General features: G+C 59.8%; 12 protein-coding genes and 2 tRNA genes. 3 read left to right on the top strand and 11 right to left on the bottom strand.

What is annotated here, in order from left to right; translation table 11 throughout:
• Positions 1-214: 214 nt before the first annotated feature.
• Together WA845_RS10045 and WA845_RS10040 are read right to left on the bottom strand one after the other, a co-directional pair.
• Positions 215-1,342, bottom strand: coding sequence for a GTP-binding protein (locus tag WA845_RS10045; protein ID WP_112554683.1), 1,128 nt, complete (start codon positions 1,340-1,342; stop codon positions 215-217).
• Between the two features lie 193 nt (positions 1,343-1,535).
• On the bottom strand, positions 1,536-2,654 hold the full coding sequence (locus tag WA845_RS10040) for a D-alanyl-D-alanine carboxypeptidase family protein (RefSeq protein ID WP_173615310.1): 1,119 nt from the start codon (positions 2,652-2,654) through the stop codon (positions 1,536-1,538).
• A 164-nt stretch (positions 2,655-2,818) separates the two neighbouring features.
• Between WA845_RS10040 and WA845_RS10035 the strand changes: the two genes are divergently transcribed.
• Together WA845_RS10035 and WA845_RS10030 are read left to right on the top strand one after the other, a co-directional pair.
• Positions 2,819-3,982, top strand: coding sequence for an amidohydrolase (locus tag WA845_RS10035; RefSeq protein ID WP_112554681.1), 1,164 nt, complete (start codon positions 2,819-2,821; stop codon positions 3,980-3,982).
• A 678-nt stretch (positions 3,983-4,660) separates the two neighbouring features.
• Complete coding sequence (locus WA845_RS10030; protein WP_004445697.1) at positions 4,661-4,960, top strand: hypothetical protein; 300 nt, start codon at positions 4,661-4,663, stop codon at positions 4,958-4,960.
• A gap of 118 nt (positions 4,961-5,078) precedes the next feature.
• Here WA845_RS10030 and pbpC read toward each other — a convergent pair whose 3' ends face one another.
• The 6 genes from pbpC to WA845_RS10000 all read right to left on the bottom strand — a co-directional run bounded on the left by pbpC (position 5,079) and on the right by WA845_RS10000 (position 15,199).
• A complete protein-coding gene (gene pbpC / locus WA845_RS10025; RefSeq protein ID WP_112554679.1) occupies positions 5,079-7,157 on the bottom strand; it encodes a penicillin-binding protein 1C in 2,079 nt (692 codons plus the stop codon).
• A complete protein-coding gene (locus WA845_RS10020; protein WP_112554677.1) occupies positions 7,154-12,610 on the bottom strand; it encodes an MG2 domain-containing protein in 5,457 nt (1,818 codons plus the stop codon). The genes pbpC and WA845_RS10020 overlap by 4 nt, the downstream gene beginning before the upstream one ends.
• 119 nt (positions 12,611-12,729) lie before the next feature.
• Positions 12,730-12,918 carry a Trm112 family protein gene (locus WA845_RS10015; protein ID WP_004445702.1) on the bottom strand — a complete coding sequence of 63 codons (189 nt, stop codon included), beginning with the start codon at positions 12,916-12,918 and terminating at the stop codon, positions 12,730-12,732.
• Between the two features lie 10 nt (positions 12,919-12,928).
• Positions 12,929-13,600 carry an LON peptidase substrate-binding domain-containing protein gene (locus WA845_RS10010; RefSeq protein ID WP_162696268.1) on the bottom strand — a complete coding sequence of 224 codons (672 nt, stop codon included), beginning with the start codon at positions 13,598-13,600 and terminating at the stop codon, positions 12,929-12,931.
• 67 nt (positions 13,601-13,667) lie between these two features.
• Positions 13,668-14,636, bottom strand: a complete 969-nt coding sequence (trxA, locus tag WA845_RS10005) for a thioredoxin (protein WP_022563036.1) — start codon at positions 14,634-14,636, stop codon at positions 13,668-13,670.
• A 53-nt stretch (positions 14,637-14,689) separates the two neighbouring features.
• The gene (locus WA845_RS10000; protein ID WP_113381497.1) at positions 14,690-15,199 is read right to left on the bottom strand and encodes a prolyl-tRNA synthetase associated domain-containing protein; all 510 of its coding nucleotides are present in this window, start codon (positions 15,197-15,199) and stop codon (positions 14,690-14,692) included.
• A gap of 254 nt (positions 15,200-15,453) precedes the next feature.
• Between WA845_RS10000 and WA845_RS09995 the strand changes: the two genes are divergently transcribed.
• Positions 15,454-15,528, top strand: a tRNA-Gly gene (locus WA845_RS09995).
• A gap of 540 nt (positions 15,529-16,068) precedes the next feature.
• On the opposite strand, the gene WA845_RS09990 is transcribed toward WA845_RS09995, so the two are convergent.
• The 3 genes from WA845_RS09990 to WA845_RS09980 all read right to left on the bottom strand — a co-directional run bounded on the left by WA845_RS09990 (position 16,069) and on the right by WA845_RS09980 (position 18,871).
• Positions 16,069-16,142, bottom strand: a tRNA-Met gene (locus WA845_RS09990).
• Positions 16,143-16,277: 135 nt separating this feature from the next.
• Positions 16,278-17,474, bottom strand: a complete 1,197-nt coding sequence (gene mnmA, locus WA845_RS09985) for a tRNA 2-thiouridine(34) synthase MnmA (protein ID WP_035209137.1) — start codon at positions 17,472-17,474, stop codon at positions 16,278-16,280.
• A 206-nt stretch (positions 17,475-17,680) separates the two neighbouring features.
• The gene (locus tag WA845_RS09980; RefSeq protein WP_337322302.1) at positions 17,681-18,871 is read right to left on the bottom strand and encodes an OpgC family protein; all 1,191 of its coding nucleotides are present in this window, start codon (positions 18,869-18,871) and stop codon (positions 17,681-17,683) included.
• Positions 18,872-19,090 lie beyond the last annotated feature (219 nt).

Here is a 19,090-nt window from a genome sequence, read left to right as displayed (position 1 = left end):
TTCACCCCCTCTGTCCTGCCGGACATCTCCCCTCAAGGGGGGAGATCAGTCGCTGTGGCCGCTCGTTCCCTCGCCAGTATGCTCGCTGCGACCGTCGATGCGGAAAAGAGTATTCGGAGCAGGCCCCTTGTCGATCTCCCCCCTTGAGGGGGAGATGTCCGGCAGGACAGAGGGGGTAAGCCACACCCCGGCCCGGCCGCCATTCCATACTACTTCAAAACTTCAACCCCGAAACCGCCAAAGGATTATCCGTCAGTGCCTGCCGGTCAGGTCGATCGATACCCAGCGCGCTGGTGAAGGCAGCGAAGAGGTCCTTTACGAAAGCCTCCGGCAAATCCTTCGTAATCAGCACCATGCGCGTGCGCTGATCCGCGGGGTCCGGCCAGGCGGAAAGACGCTCCGGCGCGTGAAAAATCGTCTGCACGCCATGGAGCACCAACGGCCTGTCCGGATTGTCCGTGAGCTTTACGATGGCCTTCATGCGCAGAAGCTTTTCACCATGCGCCGAGCGCAGCAAATCCACGAACATGTCGATGGCCATTGGGCTTATCGGCTCGTCGTGTATGATCGAAAAGGAACGAATGGATGCATCGTGGCGGTTCACGTCGTGGTCATGGTGGTGGTGGTGGTGATGGTGATCATGTGCATGATCATGGTGGTGGTGATCGTGCAGCGCCTCTTCGCCTAACCAACGGCTGACATCGGCAGTTTTATTGCCGGCATCGTAAAGGCCGTTATTGAGAAGCCCCGCAGCACTCCAGTCGGTTTTGTCACCGTCCTCGATGATCGCGCGCGGATTGAGCGCCTCTAGGCGGGCAGTCAATGCCGCAATCGTGGCGTCATCGGCGAGCGCTCGTTTCGTCACCACAAGACGATCGGCCACAGCCACCTGTTTCACAGCTTCCTGATGATTGTCGAGTGTGGAGAGGCCGTTCACGGCATCCACCACAGTAACCATGCCAACCAGCACGAAATTCTGCGCAATGATCGGGTTACCCATGACCGACTGCATGACGGGAGCGGGATCGGCAAGGCCGGTCGTTTCGATGACCACGCGCTTCACCGGCTTCAGCTTGCCGGTCTGGATACCGTCCATCAGTTCCGCCAGCGTGTCCACCAGTTCGCCGCGCACGGTGCAGCAAAGGCACCCTTCCGCCAGTTCTATAATGCCCTCGCCCGCGCTTTCGACCAGCATGTGATCGATGCTGACATCGCCGAATTCATTGATGATGATCGCCGCGTCGCTCATGTCAGGATCCTTAAGGAGCCGATTGAGCAGAGTCGATTTTCCGGCGCCGAGAAATCCGGTGATAATGGAAACCGGGATACGATCGCGAGACATGTCTGGCCTGTATGTTGATTGCCGCTTTGGGGAAGTCAGTTCAGGACGTAAAACCCGCAACGGCATGAAGCTAAAACAAGTCGCCCGAGGCTGAAAGCCGCGAGCGACATTGTAATATCATAACATGATCGATCTGCGAATAGCCAAATGGCAGGGCGGCCGGGAGACCTGTCCCAGCACCTTCGCCTGTCCGTCAGAATGTGGGGCGCGGGATCGGGATCGGCACATTCGCCAATTGGCCCTTTGCGGCCGCGCCCTTGGGCGCATTAACCGCGACCGTCTCGCTGCCCGGTATAAGACCGGCGAAGGAATATTCCGGCGGACGGGTCATTTCCTGCACATAGGGCGAATGGATGACCATGCGGCCGGCATCGTCGCGTCCCTCACTGCGGATTTTCGCCGCCTTCGGGTTGCATATTTCGGCGCTGATATCGTTGACCTCTGCGGTATCGCCATAAGGGGCAAGCGAGGCGAGCGAGACACCCTGACCGGAAGGAGACGTCAGGCCCATCTGCAGAAGATCGGCCGACTGGTCGGTTCGACCCGCGAGACTATCGGCACCCAGCACCACAGTGATGATCGAGCGGCCATTGCGCACGGCCGATGCCACCTGGTTGAACCCGGAAGCGCAGATAAAGCCGGTCTTCATGCCATCCGCGCCATCGAAGCGGCCAACCAGCATATTGAAATTGGCGTAATTCTTTTTGCCCGTGGTGACGCCCTCAAGCGAGAAATAATGCGCATATTCGGGAAATTCCCGCTTGATGATCAGCGCCAGCAGCGCGAGGTCGCGGGCCGTCGTGTATTGGCCCTTCCCCGGCAGACCGTTGGGGTTCACGTAGTGCGTGGAATTCATGCCGAGGCGCTGCGCCTGCGCATTCATCTGCGCCACGAAATTATCCGTGGTGCCGCCGATGGTCTCCGCAATCGCGACTGCAATATCGTTGGCGGACTTGATCAGCAGCAGCTTCAGCGCGCTGTCCATCGTCAGTTTCTGGCCGGGCTTGAAATACATCTTGGAGGCGGGCTGGTCGGCGGCCTTCTTGCTCATCACCACTTCGGTCTGCGGGCTGATCTTGCCAGCCTTCATCTGCGAAAAGGCGATATAGGCGGTCATCAGCTTGGTCAGCGAGGCCGGATACCATTTGCGGAAGGCTTCCTGGTGCGAGATCACCTTGCCGGTTTTGACATCGACCACCATTTTCGGATTGGCATTGGCCACCGGGGCCGCGGCGACGACACCTGCGGTGATGATGGCAATGGCTGCGGAAAGCCGGCGGGCGGCGTTTGGCGATTTGAAAGTCTGTGGCAAGGCTAGTCCTCGAATTCCCGTCTTCAGTCGGGGAATGGCAATATTCACCATATATGTCCTAGCAATGGCAAAGTACATTGATTACGTCAATTATGCGGCGCACTATCCACCACGGAGGATGGAGTTTTACGACACGCCGTACCGATGAACCCAGGAATGAACGAATGCCGATTTTGAACAGAGCCGCCGAACTCCAGCAGGAAGTCAGCGAATGGCGGCATCACCTGCATGAAAATCCAGAGATTTTGTATGATGTCGACAACACCGCGGCCTTCGTCGCGGAGAAGCTGAAATCTTTCGGCGTTGACGAAATCGTGACCGGTCTCGGCCGCACCGGCGTCGTCGGCATCATCAGGGGCAATCTTCCAGGCAATCGCACCATCGGCTTCCGCGCGGATATGGACGCGCTGCCCATAGTCGAGGAAACCGGCAAAGCCTGGGCATCGAAAACGCCCGGCGCCATGCACGCCTGCGGCCATGACGGCCACACCGCGATGCTTCTCGGCGCGGCGAAATACCTCACCGAGACCCGCAATTTCGCGGGCTCGATCGCTGTCATTTTCCAGCCAGCGGAAGAAGGCGGCGCCGGCGCGCTCGCCATGGTCGAAGACGGCCTGATGGAGCGTTTCGGCATCGACGAAGTTTACGGAATGCACAATATGCCGGGCATTCCGCTTGGCGCCTTCGCCATCCGCAAGGGCGGCATCATGGCAGCACCGGACAAGTTCTCAATCACGGTCAAGGGCCGAGGCGGCCATGCGGCCCAGCCGCATCGCACGATCGACCCCATCACCATCGGCGCGCAGATCGTCGGCAACCTGCAAATGATCGCCTCACGCAATGCCGATCCGATCCGCTCCGTTGTCGTCTCGGTCACGCGCTTTCAGGCCGGCTCCAGCCACAACATCATTCCCAACGAGGCGCTGATCGCCGGCACCGTGCGCAGCCTCGATGAGACAGTGCGCAATCTCGCCCAGGAACGTATCAAGCAGATGGCGGAAGGCATTGCGCTTGCCAATGGCGCAGAAGCCGAAGTCGTCTATGAGCGCTATTGCCCGGTGACCTTCAACCACGCCGCTGAAACCGACCACGCTATCCGTGTGGCCCGCGATGTGGTTGGCGAACCGAATGTAGACCCCGATGTCGATCCCTCCATGGCAGGAGAGGATTTCTCCTTCATGCTGAAGGAAAGGCCCGGCTGCTTCATCTTCATTGGCAATGGCGATTCGGCCGGGCTCCACAATCCGGGTTATGACTTCAACGACGAAGCCATCGCCTACGGCATCTCCTATTGGGTGAAACTTGCAGAACAGCGCCTGACGAGCTGATGTCAGGCCAACGCGAAGAAAGCGGAGGACGAGATCAACCGCGATGAAGAACGCGGTTGATCCGCCGGCTGGGTCAGGTTAAAGAGCAATTCAGTGTCCACGTAGCTCAGCAGGATAGAGCACAGGATTCCTAAGACAAATTGGGGGTTGCGTCCGGAAACGACGCAATCGATCTGCTCAAAGTCGGGGAAAGCTTCGCTGGTCTTCCAGCATGCCAATCCCGAGCCAAGCTCCGGAGAAATCCGGTGAAGGTGTAGAGACTGGATGGGCAGCACCTAAAGGCCTCACGGCCCATGGTGAAGGGACAGTCCAGACCACGAACGCCCTTTCCAACAAGGCAGGGCGGCGGCGAAAGCCGAAGCGGTATGAATCCTGGGGTCGGAGGTTCGAATCCTCTCGTGGACACCATTTCCTGAAAATTATTTAAAATCAATGACATAACCTGATAGCAACCAGCAGACAGCTGGTCCGGGCGCGAGAAGTGGTGCGTATTCTTTGCCAGCCTGCCGCCTGCAATTGGCAAATATCAGATCGACCGACATAATAGCGTTTCCTCCTAGAACACAGAAAGTTCAAAGCTTCGTAAGGGAACGTTGAAAGCCCGCAATCGCTTCCTATTTCCTATCAGTGACGACGAGGCGCCTGTCGAAGTGGGTCGCGCGAGACGAGGGAGATTTGATGATCGACGAATATGGTCCATATGTGCAGATGTCCACACTTGGAGAACAGATGGCTGCCTGCTACCAGACGGATGCAAATCTCGCGCTGGAACCGCATCTGGCACATTACATGGACGAGGTGGAGGTGAATATAGCCGCCGACAGCTTCAACCATGTTGGCTTCCTGAACAGGATCAGCAGCCGGTTGCAGGTGACGCTGGCGGCAACGACCAATCAAAGACGCCGGGAGTTTCTGCAAGCGGTTGTGGCTTCGCTTCAGGAGCGGATCGACCGCCATTCGTTCGATGTGGCTCAATAGGATTGGACCGGTCATCTCCCCGCGGTTGACCGGCTTGCCGCACTTGGTTGACGAGACGGTCACAAGGCCTGTCTTACAGGAGCCCTCGGCGGCCGTTGTCGACTTGGACGCGCCGTCGTCATTCGACGAAAATCCGGACACTCGACGCGCGGCCATCGGCGTCAATCACCGTGAGTGTGGAAAACCCCTGCCCTTCCGGGCGCCATTCACTGTTGCGACGGTGGGATGCATCCGGCAGAGGCAAACCGTTGGCGAGCCAGCGGAAGGGTGCACGCCCGCCCTGAAGCTTCAGCACTAGTGGCGAGATGCCCGACTGGCCGGAAAGCTCCACCCGCGCGCCCTCGGGCGGATAAACGATGCGCGGGGCGCTTTCACGTCTTGAAGCCGAAAGCAGGCCGTTTGCGGTCGTCGTAAAACGCCGCTGGTTTGCCGGAAGGTCGGCCACACTCACGCGCGCGACGCCGGAGGGTGCTGCCGGCATTGGCGTGATGGCCACGCCCGATTTTTCAAAGGCCTCGAAGAGGATGGGAGCCGCCGTCGCGTAACCGGCAATACCCGGCACGGCGCCGTTATCGGCGCGGCCGACCCAGACGCCGACCACGTGCCGCCCGTCATACCCGATCGACCAGGCGTCGCGGTAACCGTAGCTGGTGCCGGTCTTGTAGGCGATGCCGCGCTGTTTCATGCCGAGTGGCGGCAGCACGCCGGACAGGATGTCCGAAACGTTCCAGATTGCGGCATCGGAAAACAATCGGTCTCCTTCCAGTCGTTCCGGGGCGGAGCGGACGCCATCACCGAGGCGTACCGGACCCTCGCCACCTGTCAGCCCGGCATAAAGCTGGACAAGATCGACAAGCGAAATACCGGCGCCTCCGAGAGCAATGGCGAGCCCGGGTGCTTCGTTGGCGGGCAACGCGAGTGTGACGCCAGACCGCCGGAACCGCACCATCAACGCCGATGGGCTCACCGCGTCGAGCAATTTCACGGCGGGCACGTTGAGCGACAGTTGCAGCGCCTGCCTGATGCTGACATCGCCCTGATAATGCATGTCGAAATTGCGCGGCCGGTAACCGGAAAAATCAGCCGGGCGATCCTCGATGATGGTCTCCTGACCGATCAGGCCATCCTCAAAGGCGAGGCCATAAATGAATGGCTTGAGGGTCGATCCGGGCGAGCGCACCGCGCGGCTCATCTCCACGAAACCCCTCCTCGCGGTATCGAGATAATCCGCCGAGCCGACCTCCGCCAGAATATCCCCGCTCTCTGCGTCGGCCATGACGATGGCGACGGATACCTTATCGCCGATTTTTCCTGCTGCATGGCGCGCCACGCCTTCCAGTTCCCGCTGGATCGACAGCTTCAGAGTCGAGCGTATTTCCGCAGCATTGGGGAATTTCGCACGCGCGGCAGCAGCCATGTGCGGTGCTAACGCCGGCAGATCGCGCCGGCTGGTCGGAACGCCCGCAAGCGTCGCCCGTTCCGCTTCGCCCTCACCCACGACACGTTCGACGGCAAGCCTCTGCAAGACCCGTTCCCTTGCCTGTCTCGCCGCCTCGGGATACCTGTCCGGGCGACGCCTTTCTGGCAATTGCGGCAGGGCGACCAGAAGGGCAGCCTCGGCCGTGTCGAGCCTTCCCGGCTCCTTGCCGAACCAGGCGAGGCTGGCCGCGCGTATGCCTTCGAGATTGCCGCCATAGGGCGCGATATTCAGATAAAGATCGAGGATATCCGCCTTGCTGAGCCGCCGTTCGATTTGAATAGCCCGCAGGGCCTGAAGAAGCTTTGCCGAGAAGGAGCGATCGGCGCGTGGCTCGACCAGCCGCGCCACCTGCATGGAAAGCGTCGAGGCGCCGGATACGATCCGGCCGTTGCTCACCAGTTGCCACGCGGAACGCAGCAAGGCCCAGGGATCGATACCGTGATGGTCGTAAAAGCGTTGGTCCTCATAGGCGACCAGCATCCGCAGGAACTGCGGATCGACTTCGGCCGCCGTGGTGTCGAGCCGCCAGCGGCCATCCGCTGTTGCAAAGGCACGCAGCAACTTGCCGTCTCGGTCCAACACCTCGAAGGATCGCTGCCGCGCTGTCTCGAGCGGCGGCGGGTAGGCCTTGTCCAGCGCATCCAGACCGAAGGCCGCACCGCCGATAAGCAATGCGGCCATAACGAAGCCGACGATGACAGCTTTTTTCCGCCTCATGGGGTCGCCGAACGCACCTCCATGCGGCCGGTTGCGGTGCGGGCGGCAAATTGCGGCCGGTACATATCCTCGACAGACGCCGCCGGATGATCATAAGTACCGGGAGTGACCGCGCGGACGACATAGGCCAGCGCAATTTCCGAACTGTCCCCTGCCGAGCGATCGAAGGCCGCCACAAAACGGTCGTAGCGGAATTCTGTATGCGCCGCCTCCGTTTCCGGCAACCAGTCGAAATTCGACAGTTCGGCCGAATTGACGAGGCTCGGATTGTCGATCTCGAAACCGGAAGGCAGTAGATCCGTCACCAGAATGCGCGACTGCCAGTTATTCTGCGGCACCACGTTCAGAACAACGACATAACGTTCGTTCTGTGTGACGTCGCTCGGGTTCACCTCTTCACCGTCCATGGAGTAATAGGTGCGGGTGATGGTGAAGCCTTCGCCGCCGGCAGCGAGCGGCTGAGCCGGCGGGGCCACCGTAGTGACGACGGCCGTGACCGGATCAGCCGAGGCATTGGCGACCTTCAGCGGTGCGGCCAGCAACTCGTCGCCGCTCATCCGCTTCCCGAAACCGCCGGTCTGCAGATCACCGTTCACATCGAGACGGATATCCTTGTCCTCGCCTTTCACGGCCCGGGCGGCCAGCAGCATCCATGCCTGCTCCTGTGTGCTGGTATAGGGCTTCTTTTCCCATTCCTTTGCCACGGCACCGGCAAGCTGCGGCACGACGGCCGGAACCGGACGGCTTTCCGCCGCCAGCGCCAGCGCCGCCGCACCGTCGCGAAGGGCGGAGCCGTAATCGGCGCGGGCGAAGCTGACATTGGTGGCGCGGCTGGCCATATCGAGCGACGCACCGAACACGGTCTTCGAACGGGCCTGGTCGCCGTAAAGCGAAAGGGCTGCGGCAACCTGCGCCTTGGCAAGCGGCGTCGGGAAATCGGCAAGCGCAGTATCGGCGTAATAACGCAGATCGTTGATCGCCGCCTTGCGGTTGCGCGCCAGCACATAAAGCGAATAGGCGATCTCGTTGCCGCGATCCTTTACATTGCTGTCATAGGACAGGCCGTTCTGCAGGTTGTTCAACGCCTGCACCATGGCCGCTTCGGGGACATCATACTTCTGCTCGCGCGCGCGGGTCAGGAAGTCGGTAATATAGGCATCGAGCCACAGATCGCCGTAACCCGGCGACCAGAGGCCGAAGCTGCCGGAACTCGACTGGAAGGACAGCACGCGGTAGACCGCTTCCTGAACCCTCTTTCGAGTGTCGGGATCTTCAGCCATGCCGCTGTCCTTCGTCAGTTCCGAGACGTAAAGCAGCGGCAGCGCGCGGCTCGTCGTCTGTTCGGCGCAGCCATAAGGATATTTGTCCAGCATCATCACCAGCGCCGGGATATCGAAAGCGGGCGAGCGCGTGACATTAACGGCGACGGACGAGCCGAGGAGCATGCTGTCGGCCAGAAGATCGCCATTGATCGTCAGGCTGCTGTTCGGCGCAATCTTGATTTCGCGCCGCGTCGTGACTGGAAGAACGGCCGGGCGCACCGGAATGTTCAGAACCTGCTCAAGCGAGACACCTGCCGCATTGGAGACCTTGATTGTGATCGCGCCATTGCCGGGCTGTTCGCCCGTCAGCGGAACGGTCAAAGACGACTTGCCGCCCTTTTGCAGCGCAAGTGTCTGCGACACTTCACCCTGATCGACCGTCAGAGCCGTATTGCTGGTCACATCCAGCCGGTAGTCGCCGGCGTCGCCATCCGTATTTGCGATATCGAGCCGCAATTGCGAGATATCGCCGGGGGCGAGGAATTTCGGCGCGCTGGCCGTTACCACGACGGGATCGCGAATGATGGCATCGGAAACCGCATGTCCCACGCCGGTCTTCGTCCAGGCAACCGCCATGATGCGGGCCGTCCCGTTGAACTGCGGAATATCGAAGCTCACCGTCGCCTTGCCGTTAGCGTCAAGTTCGACCGGACCGGCAAAGAAGGCCACAAGCTTTTCCGTGGGCGGGCTGCCCTGAAGGGCCGCCCCGCCGCCATCACCGCCGGTGCGCAGCCGGCCGGTGGCGCCAAGCGAGCCGTCAATCAGGCGGCCATAGAGGTCGCGGATTTCCAGTCCCAGCCGGCGCTGGCCGAAATACCATTCATCCGGCTTCGGCGGCTCATAGCGGGTGAGGTTCAAGATGCCGACATCGACCGCCGCAACGATGGCGTAGGCCTTTTCGCCCACACCAGCCCCCGCAACCGTGATTGGAATTTCGAGCGGCTGGCGCGGCAGCGTCTTCTGCGGCGCGCCGAGTGTGACGGCAAGCTTGCGCTCGGCCGGATCGACGGCAAGCCACTTGATGCCAATGGCGCGCATGGGCATACGGCTTTCCTGCGCGTCGCCGGGGCGGAACAGCGTCGCCGTCACATAAGCGCCGGCGCCCCATTCCTCGGTGACCGGAATGTCGATCTCGCCGCCCTCTTCGCCGATCTCGGCATTCTGTACCGCAATCAGCTTTTCCGAACCGGACGTTATCATCAATTCACCGGCGAAACGTGAGGAGACCTTGAGTTTGGCCGTATCGCCGATCTTGTAGCTCTGTTTGTCCAGCGCGATTTCCAGCGCATCCGGCGTTTCCGTCGAGCTTGCCTCGACATAGAAACCGGCATCGAATTCGACACTGGAAACCGGTGCGCCATTACCCGCACCCTCCACTTCCAGCCGGTAGCGACCCCAGGTGACCGGCACGGAAATTTCGCCGCCATTGGCGTCGACCGAAAGCGTGCCGGTTTCCTGCTGCTTGGTGTATTCCACGGGCTCATAACGCCAGGAATTACCCTGACGATACCATTGATAGTTACGCTCTACCTTGATGAGCTTCCAGGTCAGGCCATTCATCGCCTGTTTGGCACCATCGGCACTGACACCGATGATATGGAAACGTCCAACGGAGTTCTGGGCGAGATCGCCGGAAAACTGCGGCTTGATGCCAATGACGGATGCTTCCGCCTTGATGGGCAGCGCCAGCGAGCGTTCCACGGCGCGGCCGCCGGCTTCGCGCATGCGCACGGTGATGTTGGCGGAGAGAAGCTGCGTTGTGGATGGCAGATCGGTGAGATCAACGTTGAAGCTCGCTTTGCCCTCTTCATCCAGGACCGGCAGATCGGCAAGCGTCGTGCGGTTTTCCTCTTCGCTTTCCTCATCGGCCAGGCCGAAGAAATAACCTTCGAAATCTGCGCTGGTGCGCGTCGGCTTGATCGCGACCTCCCCTTCCAGCGTCAGGCCGGCAGCGGGCGCGCCATAAAGATAACGGCCATCGACGTCGATTGCCGTTTCTGCGCCCGGATCGATCTGTTTTGCCTTGCTCGAGAGGTCAAACTCGGTGCGGTCAGGCACAAAATCATCGACAAGGAAGCTCTTTTCGCTGATCGCAGCCGTTTTTGGGTCGGTATGGATGCGCAATGTCCAGGTGCCGCGCATGGCATTTGCCTGCAACGGCAGATCGACCGCATGACCGCCGAGCGCCTTGCCGTCGCTGACAAAGCGCCGGTCTTCCACCCCGTCAGGGCGTGAGAAAATGAAAGTGAGCGGCAGGTCCTCGATTGCCTTGCCGTCAACGTCACGGGCCAGGGCTGCGGCATGCACGGTCTCGCCGGCACGGTAGATGCCACGTTCGGTCCAGCTGAACACGTCGATAGCACCGGGTGCTGCACGTCCCGTCACGCCGCGATCCGAAAGATCGAAGCCTGCACGGGTCATATCGAGGAACACGTAATCCTTATCGCCGTTGCGCGCCGTCAGGATGGCAGGCGCCTGAGCCGCCGTGCCGCGCATCAGGCCGGCAGAGAACACCGCGCGTCCGTCCGCATCGGTTTTCGCGGTGCCCAGCACCTCGTTGTTCTTGGCCAGGAGCTGCAGATCCACGTCCGCAAGCGGTTTGGCGCTGCCGAGTGCGCGGACAAATACATTCAAACCGTCCGTTCCGGCATAGGTGGTGATGCCGGTATCCGACACGAGGAACCATTGGGTGGCGCGCGAATCCCAGGTTTCCGGCGCCGTGCCCGGCGGCACTGCAGTCAGCACGTAGATGCCCGGCTTGCGCTCCGGCAAGGCCTCATCCACTGGAAAACTCGTCACAACATCCTTGTTGAGATCGGGCTGGATATCAATCGAGCCCTGCCAGACAAGCTCGCCGATTTCGTTTTCGATACGGTCGGCATTGTAACCGTCCATCTGCGTCAGAAACTGCGAATTTGCGAGCAGCGCGGTGATATTGCGGTCACCGACGCGATAAAGCTTCAGGTCGGCCTTGTCGGCATTCACAGAGACAATCGGAATGCCACGGCGCGCACTGCCCGGCAGCACGAAATTCTCGCCGGTGAAGCGCACGCTGGCCGTGCGGTCACGCACGTAAATATCGAGATTGACCTGTTTTTCCAGCGGCTCTTCCACGGAAGACGGCAGGCCGGCGCGCAGTGCGATCTTGTAGCGCTGGCCATGGGTCAGGCCTTCGACGCAAATTTCGCTGCCCTTCGCCTCGATGGCCTTAGGAGCTGCCCCATCCAGCGTGATGAAGGAAGAATAATCGACGCCATTCTTCACCAGCGGTTCGGAAAACTGCACGCAGGCGCGCGGGCTTACGCTGTCCGTATCCACCGTATTGTTGATGACGCGAAAACCCTGGCGCGTGCGCAGGTCGGCATAGGCCGCCTTTGTCTGTGAATCGTCGGTAAGCGCAAGGCTTTCCTTATAGGCATTGAGGGCTGCGCGATAATTCTGGGTTCTTTCAAATGCCTTCGCCAGCCGGTTCAGGGCTTCGGTGCGGGCGCTGACTGTTCGGCTCAGCTGATAGGCATTGATGGCGGCAGACGCCGCCTGCCCTGCGATCGAATAATTATCGGTGACCTGCGCCGCCTTTTCGGAAAGCTCCGCCCAGAGCGCGCCGTCGTCTGGCGTGATCGCAAGGGCCTGCTTATAGGTCGTAACCGCATCGGGAACATTGCCCGCGCCCGCCTGCTGCCGCGCCATCTGTACGAGGGCTTCCACGCCTTGCCCGCCCTCACCGTCATTCGCCGCAAGGCCGGATTTCATTCGGCGCGCTTCCTGCTGCAGGCTCTCAGTGACGAAGGACAGGCGCTGCGGCGCGCCGATATCGGCTTCCGTCGCCACTTCGACAATCTTGCCGGCAACCGCACCGGGGAAGGCGTTCAGCTGATTGAAATCAGATTTGAGGAAGCACCATTTCACCTTTGGATTGTAGGTAAAGGCCTTGCAGGATGTGTCCCCGGCGCAAATCTCGCCACATTGCTCCAACGAGACGTTTTGCTCCGTCCTGAGATCGAAGCCGAAATAATCGCCATTTTGGGTGGTCACGACCTTGCGGGAGGGTTCCGCCGCCATGGCTGGCGCAAAAATCATGGCGGCTGAGACCGCAACCAGCGAAATCCGGACGAGCGCGCGCAACGACATCAGTTTTCTCCCCGCAACAGACATGTCGGGCGGGACTCTGGTCAAATCCACGCATGGTTGTCAACGCATCTTCGTCAATTCGCTCCATGACAATCTGTGGAGAGGAAAAGAAGCTGCGTTTAGTCCTCTATTTTACGCGCTTCCGAGATGAGCATGATCGGCACACCGTCACGAATTGGATAAGCAAGCCGCGCATTTTCCGAGATGAGTTCATTGCGGGCCCGGTCATAGGAAAGGCGGCCCTTCGTCAAAGGGCAGACAAGCAATTCGAGAAGCTTCGGATCGACGTTGTTCATTCTGTCGTCCATGGCGGCGATCCTACTGCAGCACGTTGCCGCCCTCACCCGATCCCTGGGCAAGAACGATCTCGGTGATGGCGATCAATGTCTCGGCCCGCGTCTTCAGATCGGGCGCTTCCAGCAGCGCCTGTTTTTCGGCGGGTCCAAAGGGAGACATCATGGAAAGCGAATTGACCAGAACACGGTTGCCGGCCCTTTCCACACTCTCCCAATCCGCTTCCAGCTGGTTGGCCTCCAGAAACGAGCGGAACACCCGCAGCAGGTTTTCACGGTCCACGGCCTCCTCATCGTATTCGCCGGAGAGATCGGCGATGAAGGGCGCGTGACGGAAACTGCGATAGGGCTTGCCGGCCTCCACCTCCTCCAGCAGACGGAAACGGCACACACCGGTGAGCGAGATGATGTAACGGCCATCGCCGGTTTCGGAAAAGGAGGTGATGCGGCCAAGGCACCCAACCGCACTCAACGGCCCGCCCTCTAGGCCCGATTCAATGACATGAAGGGCTGGCTGCACCATGCCGATGAGACGGTGACCCGCCAACGCCGTGTCGATCATGGCAAGATATCTTGGCTCGAAGATATTGAGTGGAAGATGGCCTTCCGGCAACAGAAGAGCACCGGGAAGGGGAAAAACCGGCACGGTTTCCGGCAGGTCGTCGCTCTTCACATATCTTGCATTTCCGACATGCATGGGAATCAAGCCCCCTGTTCACTGCTGCCGGCCGGCGGATCAACCGCCTGGCCGGGATATGCCCGCATTAAGAAAACAGTATCGACGAAAGCTTCCGGCGGCCCGCGACGGTCGCCGGATCCTTAAAGCCCCAGGCCTCGAAAAATTCGAGAAGCTGGCGGCGCGCGCCGTCGTCGTCGAAGGTCCGATCCTTACGCATGACGTAGAGCAGATGATCCGCCGCCTCGTCGCGCCGGCCCTGCGCATTCAGCACCTTCGCAAGCTTAACCCGTGCCTCGTGTCGATCCGGGTCGGCTGCCAGTTCGCTTTCCAGCGCCACGGGATCGCCGATCTTGCGGGCTTCCTCATATTGCGCGATCTTTTTCGAAACGAGCTGAATGCCCGCATCCTCATTAAGTTCCGCCGGCAGTGACGACAGCAATTCACTGGCCCGCTCATATTGTCCGGCGGCGATCATGCATTCGGCAATGCCGGCAATCGCTGCGGGGTTTTCCGGATCCGCCTGCATGACGGCGCCAAAGAGCTGTGCTGCGCCGTTAAAATCGCCATCGGCCAGAAGCTGTTTCGCTTCGGTCAGAACGGCCTCGATCTCCGCCTTGGGATCGCCTGCATCAGGGCCGGCAATCTTTTCGATGAATTGCTTGATCTGGCTTTCCGGCACCGCGCCCATGAAGCCATCGACCGGCCGGCCATCCGCAAAAGCGACGATTGCCGGAATGGACTGGATGCCGAGCTGTCCGGGAATGGACGGGTGGTCGTCAATGTTCAGCTTCACGAGCTTCACGCGGCCATTCGCTTCGTTGACGACTTTCTCAAGCACGGGCGTCAGCTGTTTGCACGGGCCGCACCAAGGCGCCCAGAAATCCACGAGAACTGGCTGACGACGTGACTCTTCGAGAACGTCCTTGGAGAAACCAGCCGTCGTTGTGTCCTTGATGTGTCCGGAGGACGCACCATTCAGCTCGCCACTATAGTGCGCGCTTGCGGACATCTGCCCGCCGTAGGAACCGCCGTAAGGATTATTCGTGTCGCTCATGCCGGTCTCCCGTAACCTCTGTCATATGTCTTGATTGAAGCAAAGATCGTATCTCACTCGCTGACTTTCAAGACAAGCGGCGTATGTCCGGTCGCCTCGAGAAAGCGAATGAGATCCGCGGATGCGATTGTCGTCGTCTGGTCGTTGGAGAGCGGGTGGCCATTGACAAGTTCGTTTTCCAGCAGCGCGCTATCCAACACAAAAGTGACCTGCCGGTCCGTGTCGTTGATTGCGCCGAACACCGTGACCGAACCCGGCACCACACCCAGATATTCGAGCATTTTTTCCGGCCGGCCGAAGGACACGCGGCTTGCCGCACCGATGGTCTTATGGACGCTTTTCAGATCCACCACCGCGTTTTCTTCCACGGTCAGAACGAAGTACTGGTCCTTCTTGTCCTTTACAAAGAGGTTCTTTGTGTGGCCGCCGGGGATGAGGTCGCGCAATGACTGCGATTCCGCGACAGTAAAGACGGGCTCGTGCTGTTTCGTGGTGTGCGAAATTCCAAGCCCATCGAGAAATTCGAACAGCTCCGCTGCCGTCTTGCGAGAATTCTCCGCCATATGCTGCCACCTGCCTCTGCCGATTCCATTGTCGTTGCGTCATGATTAAGGGGGCAGCCGCCCATTGGCAACGCGGGAAAAATCAGCTGCAGGAAAAATTATCAATCTTTTCCGCCGCTTGTCGCATTTCTCAAAGAAATTTTCGCGTTTTTGTCATTTCCCTGTTGCATTCCAAAATCGATTGAGCGATATAGCGCCCGTCGCCGCTTCGGCGGCCCACGGTTCAGCATACTACCCCGGACCGGTGGATTTGAGCGGGTGTAGCTCAGGGGTAGAGCACAACCTTGCCAAGGTTGGGGTCGAGGGTTCAAATCCCTTCGCCCGCTCCAGTTTCCCAAGTCATGATCTTCCGGATGTTTATTTTTTCGCAGCGGCGGTTTTCGTTTCGGCGTCATCGGCTTCATATTGTCTGTGTACGAGCGGTACAAAAATCGTCCCCCGGGCGGAACCTATATCGAGGATGGCCGTTTGAACGCTGAGGCTCCTAACCTCAGTTCCCTCTGATTGCCCGCTGCCAGCGGGCATTTTTTTTACCCTCTTTAAAGTCGCCTCCTGCGCCCGCCCCCTTTAAAACTACGGGTGAGAGCCCTGTCATACGCGGCTGAATGGCAGAACAACCCTGTCAGCAGCAACAATATGACGCCTTGATCTTGCCATATTTCATTCAGTGTGCTTTTGTGCAGCCGCCCTTGTGGGAGGGGGTAGAGGTTGAGGCCCGCTGGCTGCATTTCAGCAGTAAGCGGGTTTCCCTTTTTTTGGGCGAGATTCGCCGGCAAAGGCGCCTGATCCATTGCTATTTTCCACCGAGACAAGCAACGAACTCCCGCGCTGCACGGTGAGGTATGGTTTTTTCGTATGAAGAAAAGCGGTAGCGGGAGAGGGACTTGAACCCCCGACACGCGGATTATGATTCCGCTGCTCTAACCACCTGAGCTACCCCGCCACAGGGGAAACGTGACAGTCATGTGACCGGCCGTTCCATCAGGATGAGCGGCTTATAAGGTGCCGCTCCCCAAAGTGTCAAGCGCAAGATGCGCAAAAAATTCGCTTTCCCCATCGCTGCAAAAAGCGAGTGGTTTCAGGCGGCAACCGGCTTTTCCAGAAGCGCCTTGAGCGACGCCTCGGCCTCCGCCGAGCGTTCGGACCGTTCAATGAAACCGCCGCCGTACACGCGGGCATCCGCGCCCGGCGCGGAATAAAGCACGCAGGCCTGACCGGGCGCGACACCCGCCTCTCCGGTCATCAGGTCGACATAGATACCATTCTCATCCGCATGCAGCACTGCCTCCGTCGGAGGACGGGTGGAACGCACCTTGGCGAAGCAGGCAAAGCCCTGCCCGGCGTCGACGGCCAGGTCGCCATCACCCAGCCAGTTCATGTCACGCAGATAGACGCGGCGGGTTTCCAGCGCCTCACGTGGGCCAACGATGACCCGGCGGCCACGCGCATCGAGATGCACGACGTAAAGCGGCTCGCCTGTCGCAACACCGATACCGCGGCGCTGGCCGATCGTATAATGCACGATGCCATCGTGGCGGCCGAGCACACGCCCGTCGAGATGCACGATATCACCCGCCAGAGCCGCATTCGGCTTCAGCTTGTTGATGATATCGGTATATTTGCCCTGCGGCACGAAACAGATATCCTGGCTGTCGGCCTTCTTGGCAACGACAAGCCCCATTTCTTCCGCCAAAGCCCGCGTTTCGGCCTTGGAGAGGCCACCGAGGGGAAAGCGCAGATAATCGATCTGTTCCTGCGTGGTTGCGAACAGGAACCAGCTCTGGTCGCGGTCGCTGTCGATCGGCCGATAGAGCGCGCGGCGGCCCGGCTGGCCGGGAACGGGGTTGGGCCGCGAACGGATGTAGTGGCCCGTGGCCAGCGCATCGGCACCCAGTTCCTGCGCGGTCGCTAGAAGATCGGCGAATTTTACCGTCTGGTTGCAGGCAACACAGGGAATGGGCGTCTCACCCATCGCATAAGCTTCCGCAAAGGGGTTGATGACGGTTTCACGGAACCGCGCTTCATAATCCAGCACGTAATGGGGGATACCCAGCGTTTCGCAGACCCGGCGCGCATCGTCGATATCCTGGCCGGCGCAACAGGAGCCGGCGCGGTGCACGGCGGCGCCATGGTCATATAGCTGGAGGGTGATGCCGAGGACATCGTAGCCCTCGCGCTTGAGGATACCGGCCACAACAGAAGAATCGACGCCACCGGACATGGCGACAACGATCCGGGTATCTTCCGGCCTCTTGTCAAAATCGAGCGTATTCACGTTTTTTCCCATCGTCAGTCATAACGGGGGTAAAGGCCCCGCCGCCTGTCGGTCATCCGCCGCGAGAAACCTTGCCCACTAAAAGGGCCGTCCTGTCTCGCCATACCGCGGATTTAAGGGCTGCATATAGAAAGGAATGGCTTCACACGCAAGTACGGGGCGGAAAACCGCCCCGTAAAGCCGTCTGATTCCCCTTGTGGAGGGCTTCAGGCGCCAGCCGTCTTCTGGCCGCTGCTGCCGAACCACTTGTCGCGCTCCCGCCACAGGGCGGGCATGGCCAGCAATCCGATGGCCGTGAAGGCGATCAGCGTCTTGTTCAGCTGCGACAGTTCGGCCGTGCGTCCATCGAGATAATAAACGCCGTAGACGATCGCCACGTGCCAGACATAGACCTGCAGCGAGTGGCGGCCGAGCAATTGCAGGAACTTCAGCGACAGCACCCAGATAACGCCTTCGGCGATTGAGCGCACGAGCGGGCGGTGGTGATGCGGTCCGGCAATCACGAGCCAGGTGAGGCCAACGCCGACGGCGAGGAAGTTGATGAGATAGACCGGGCCGAAATCGGCGCGGATTTCCATCGTCGAAAACTTGCCCATCATGAATTCCGGCATCAGACCCCACGCGGTAGCGATGCGGAGCGGCATGAAGAACAGGCAGATGACAAGCGCCGCCTTCGGCAGCCAGGTATGCTCCGGGGAGAAAATCTTCTTCCACGGAATGCGGTTCTGCGCCGTCATAGCACCCATCACCAGCGCCGAGTAGAACACCAGCTGCCAGCCGAGCAGGTTGAAGCTGACGCGAATACCCTGTTCGTCCACGCCCTTGACGAGTTCATCGAGAGGCGTCGTCACAATCTGCTGCAGGCCAAGCTGTCCCGCCATCCAGACCAGCAGCGAGCCGGCCATGACATAGGCCCACTTGCCATCGAGGCAGAGCTTCACCAGGACAGGCGCGAAAATCATGTAGACAATATATTGCGGCAGAATGTCCATGAAGGTCGGCTGGAAGAGAAATGTCGCAATTGCCGCCAGACGCAGCGGATCGTCGAAAGACGTCATGCCGAGCCAATTGTACCAGATATAGGGCGCATGCGGAATGATCATACGGAAGAACAGAACGGCGATGACGAGACCCATCGCATAACGATAGAGTTCCAGCGCGCGGTTCCAGATCATCTGTTTACCGGCGTCATAGCCATATTTCATCATCTTGCGCGCATATACCATGCCGATCAGCAGGCCGGACAGGAATACGAAGCCCTGCGCGTCCTCGACAAAGGCGAACTGGCGATGGTTGATTTCCACCAGCCAGAAGCCGCCGGCAAACACCAGATGGTTGATCAGCATGAAGACGAGGAAGTAACCACGCATCCCGTCGATCAGGTCAAAGCGCTTCATTTCGATAGCTCTCCGTTCTCGCGGGCCGTGCATTGCCCGGCCACCCAGCCCGGCCTGCGAGATGCCGGGAATTGGATTGTCAACGCGTTTTTGCGGCTGAGGTTCCGCTCCCAAAGCGGTTTAGAACCGGCACGAAAAGTCACATTGACGTGTACGCCCTGTGGTTAGGACGCGGGGACTGAATGCCGGATGAATGAAAAAAGGCAATTCCGTGAAGCG

The organism is Agrobacterium sp. CMT1 (assembly GCF_037203725.1).
In the GTDB taxonomy this organism is placed as follows: Bacteria; Pseudomonadota; Alphaproteobacteria; order Rhizobiales; family Rhizobiaceae; genus Agrobacterium; species Agrobacterium pusense.
Note: the sequence above shows the minus strand (reverse complement) of the source record. Positions and strands in the feature narration are given on the sequence as shown.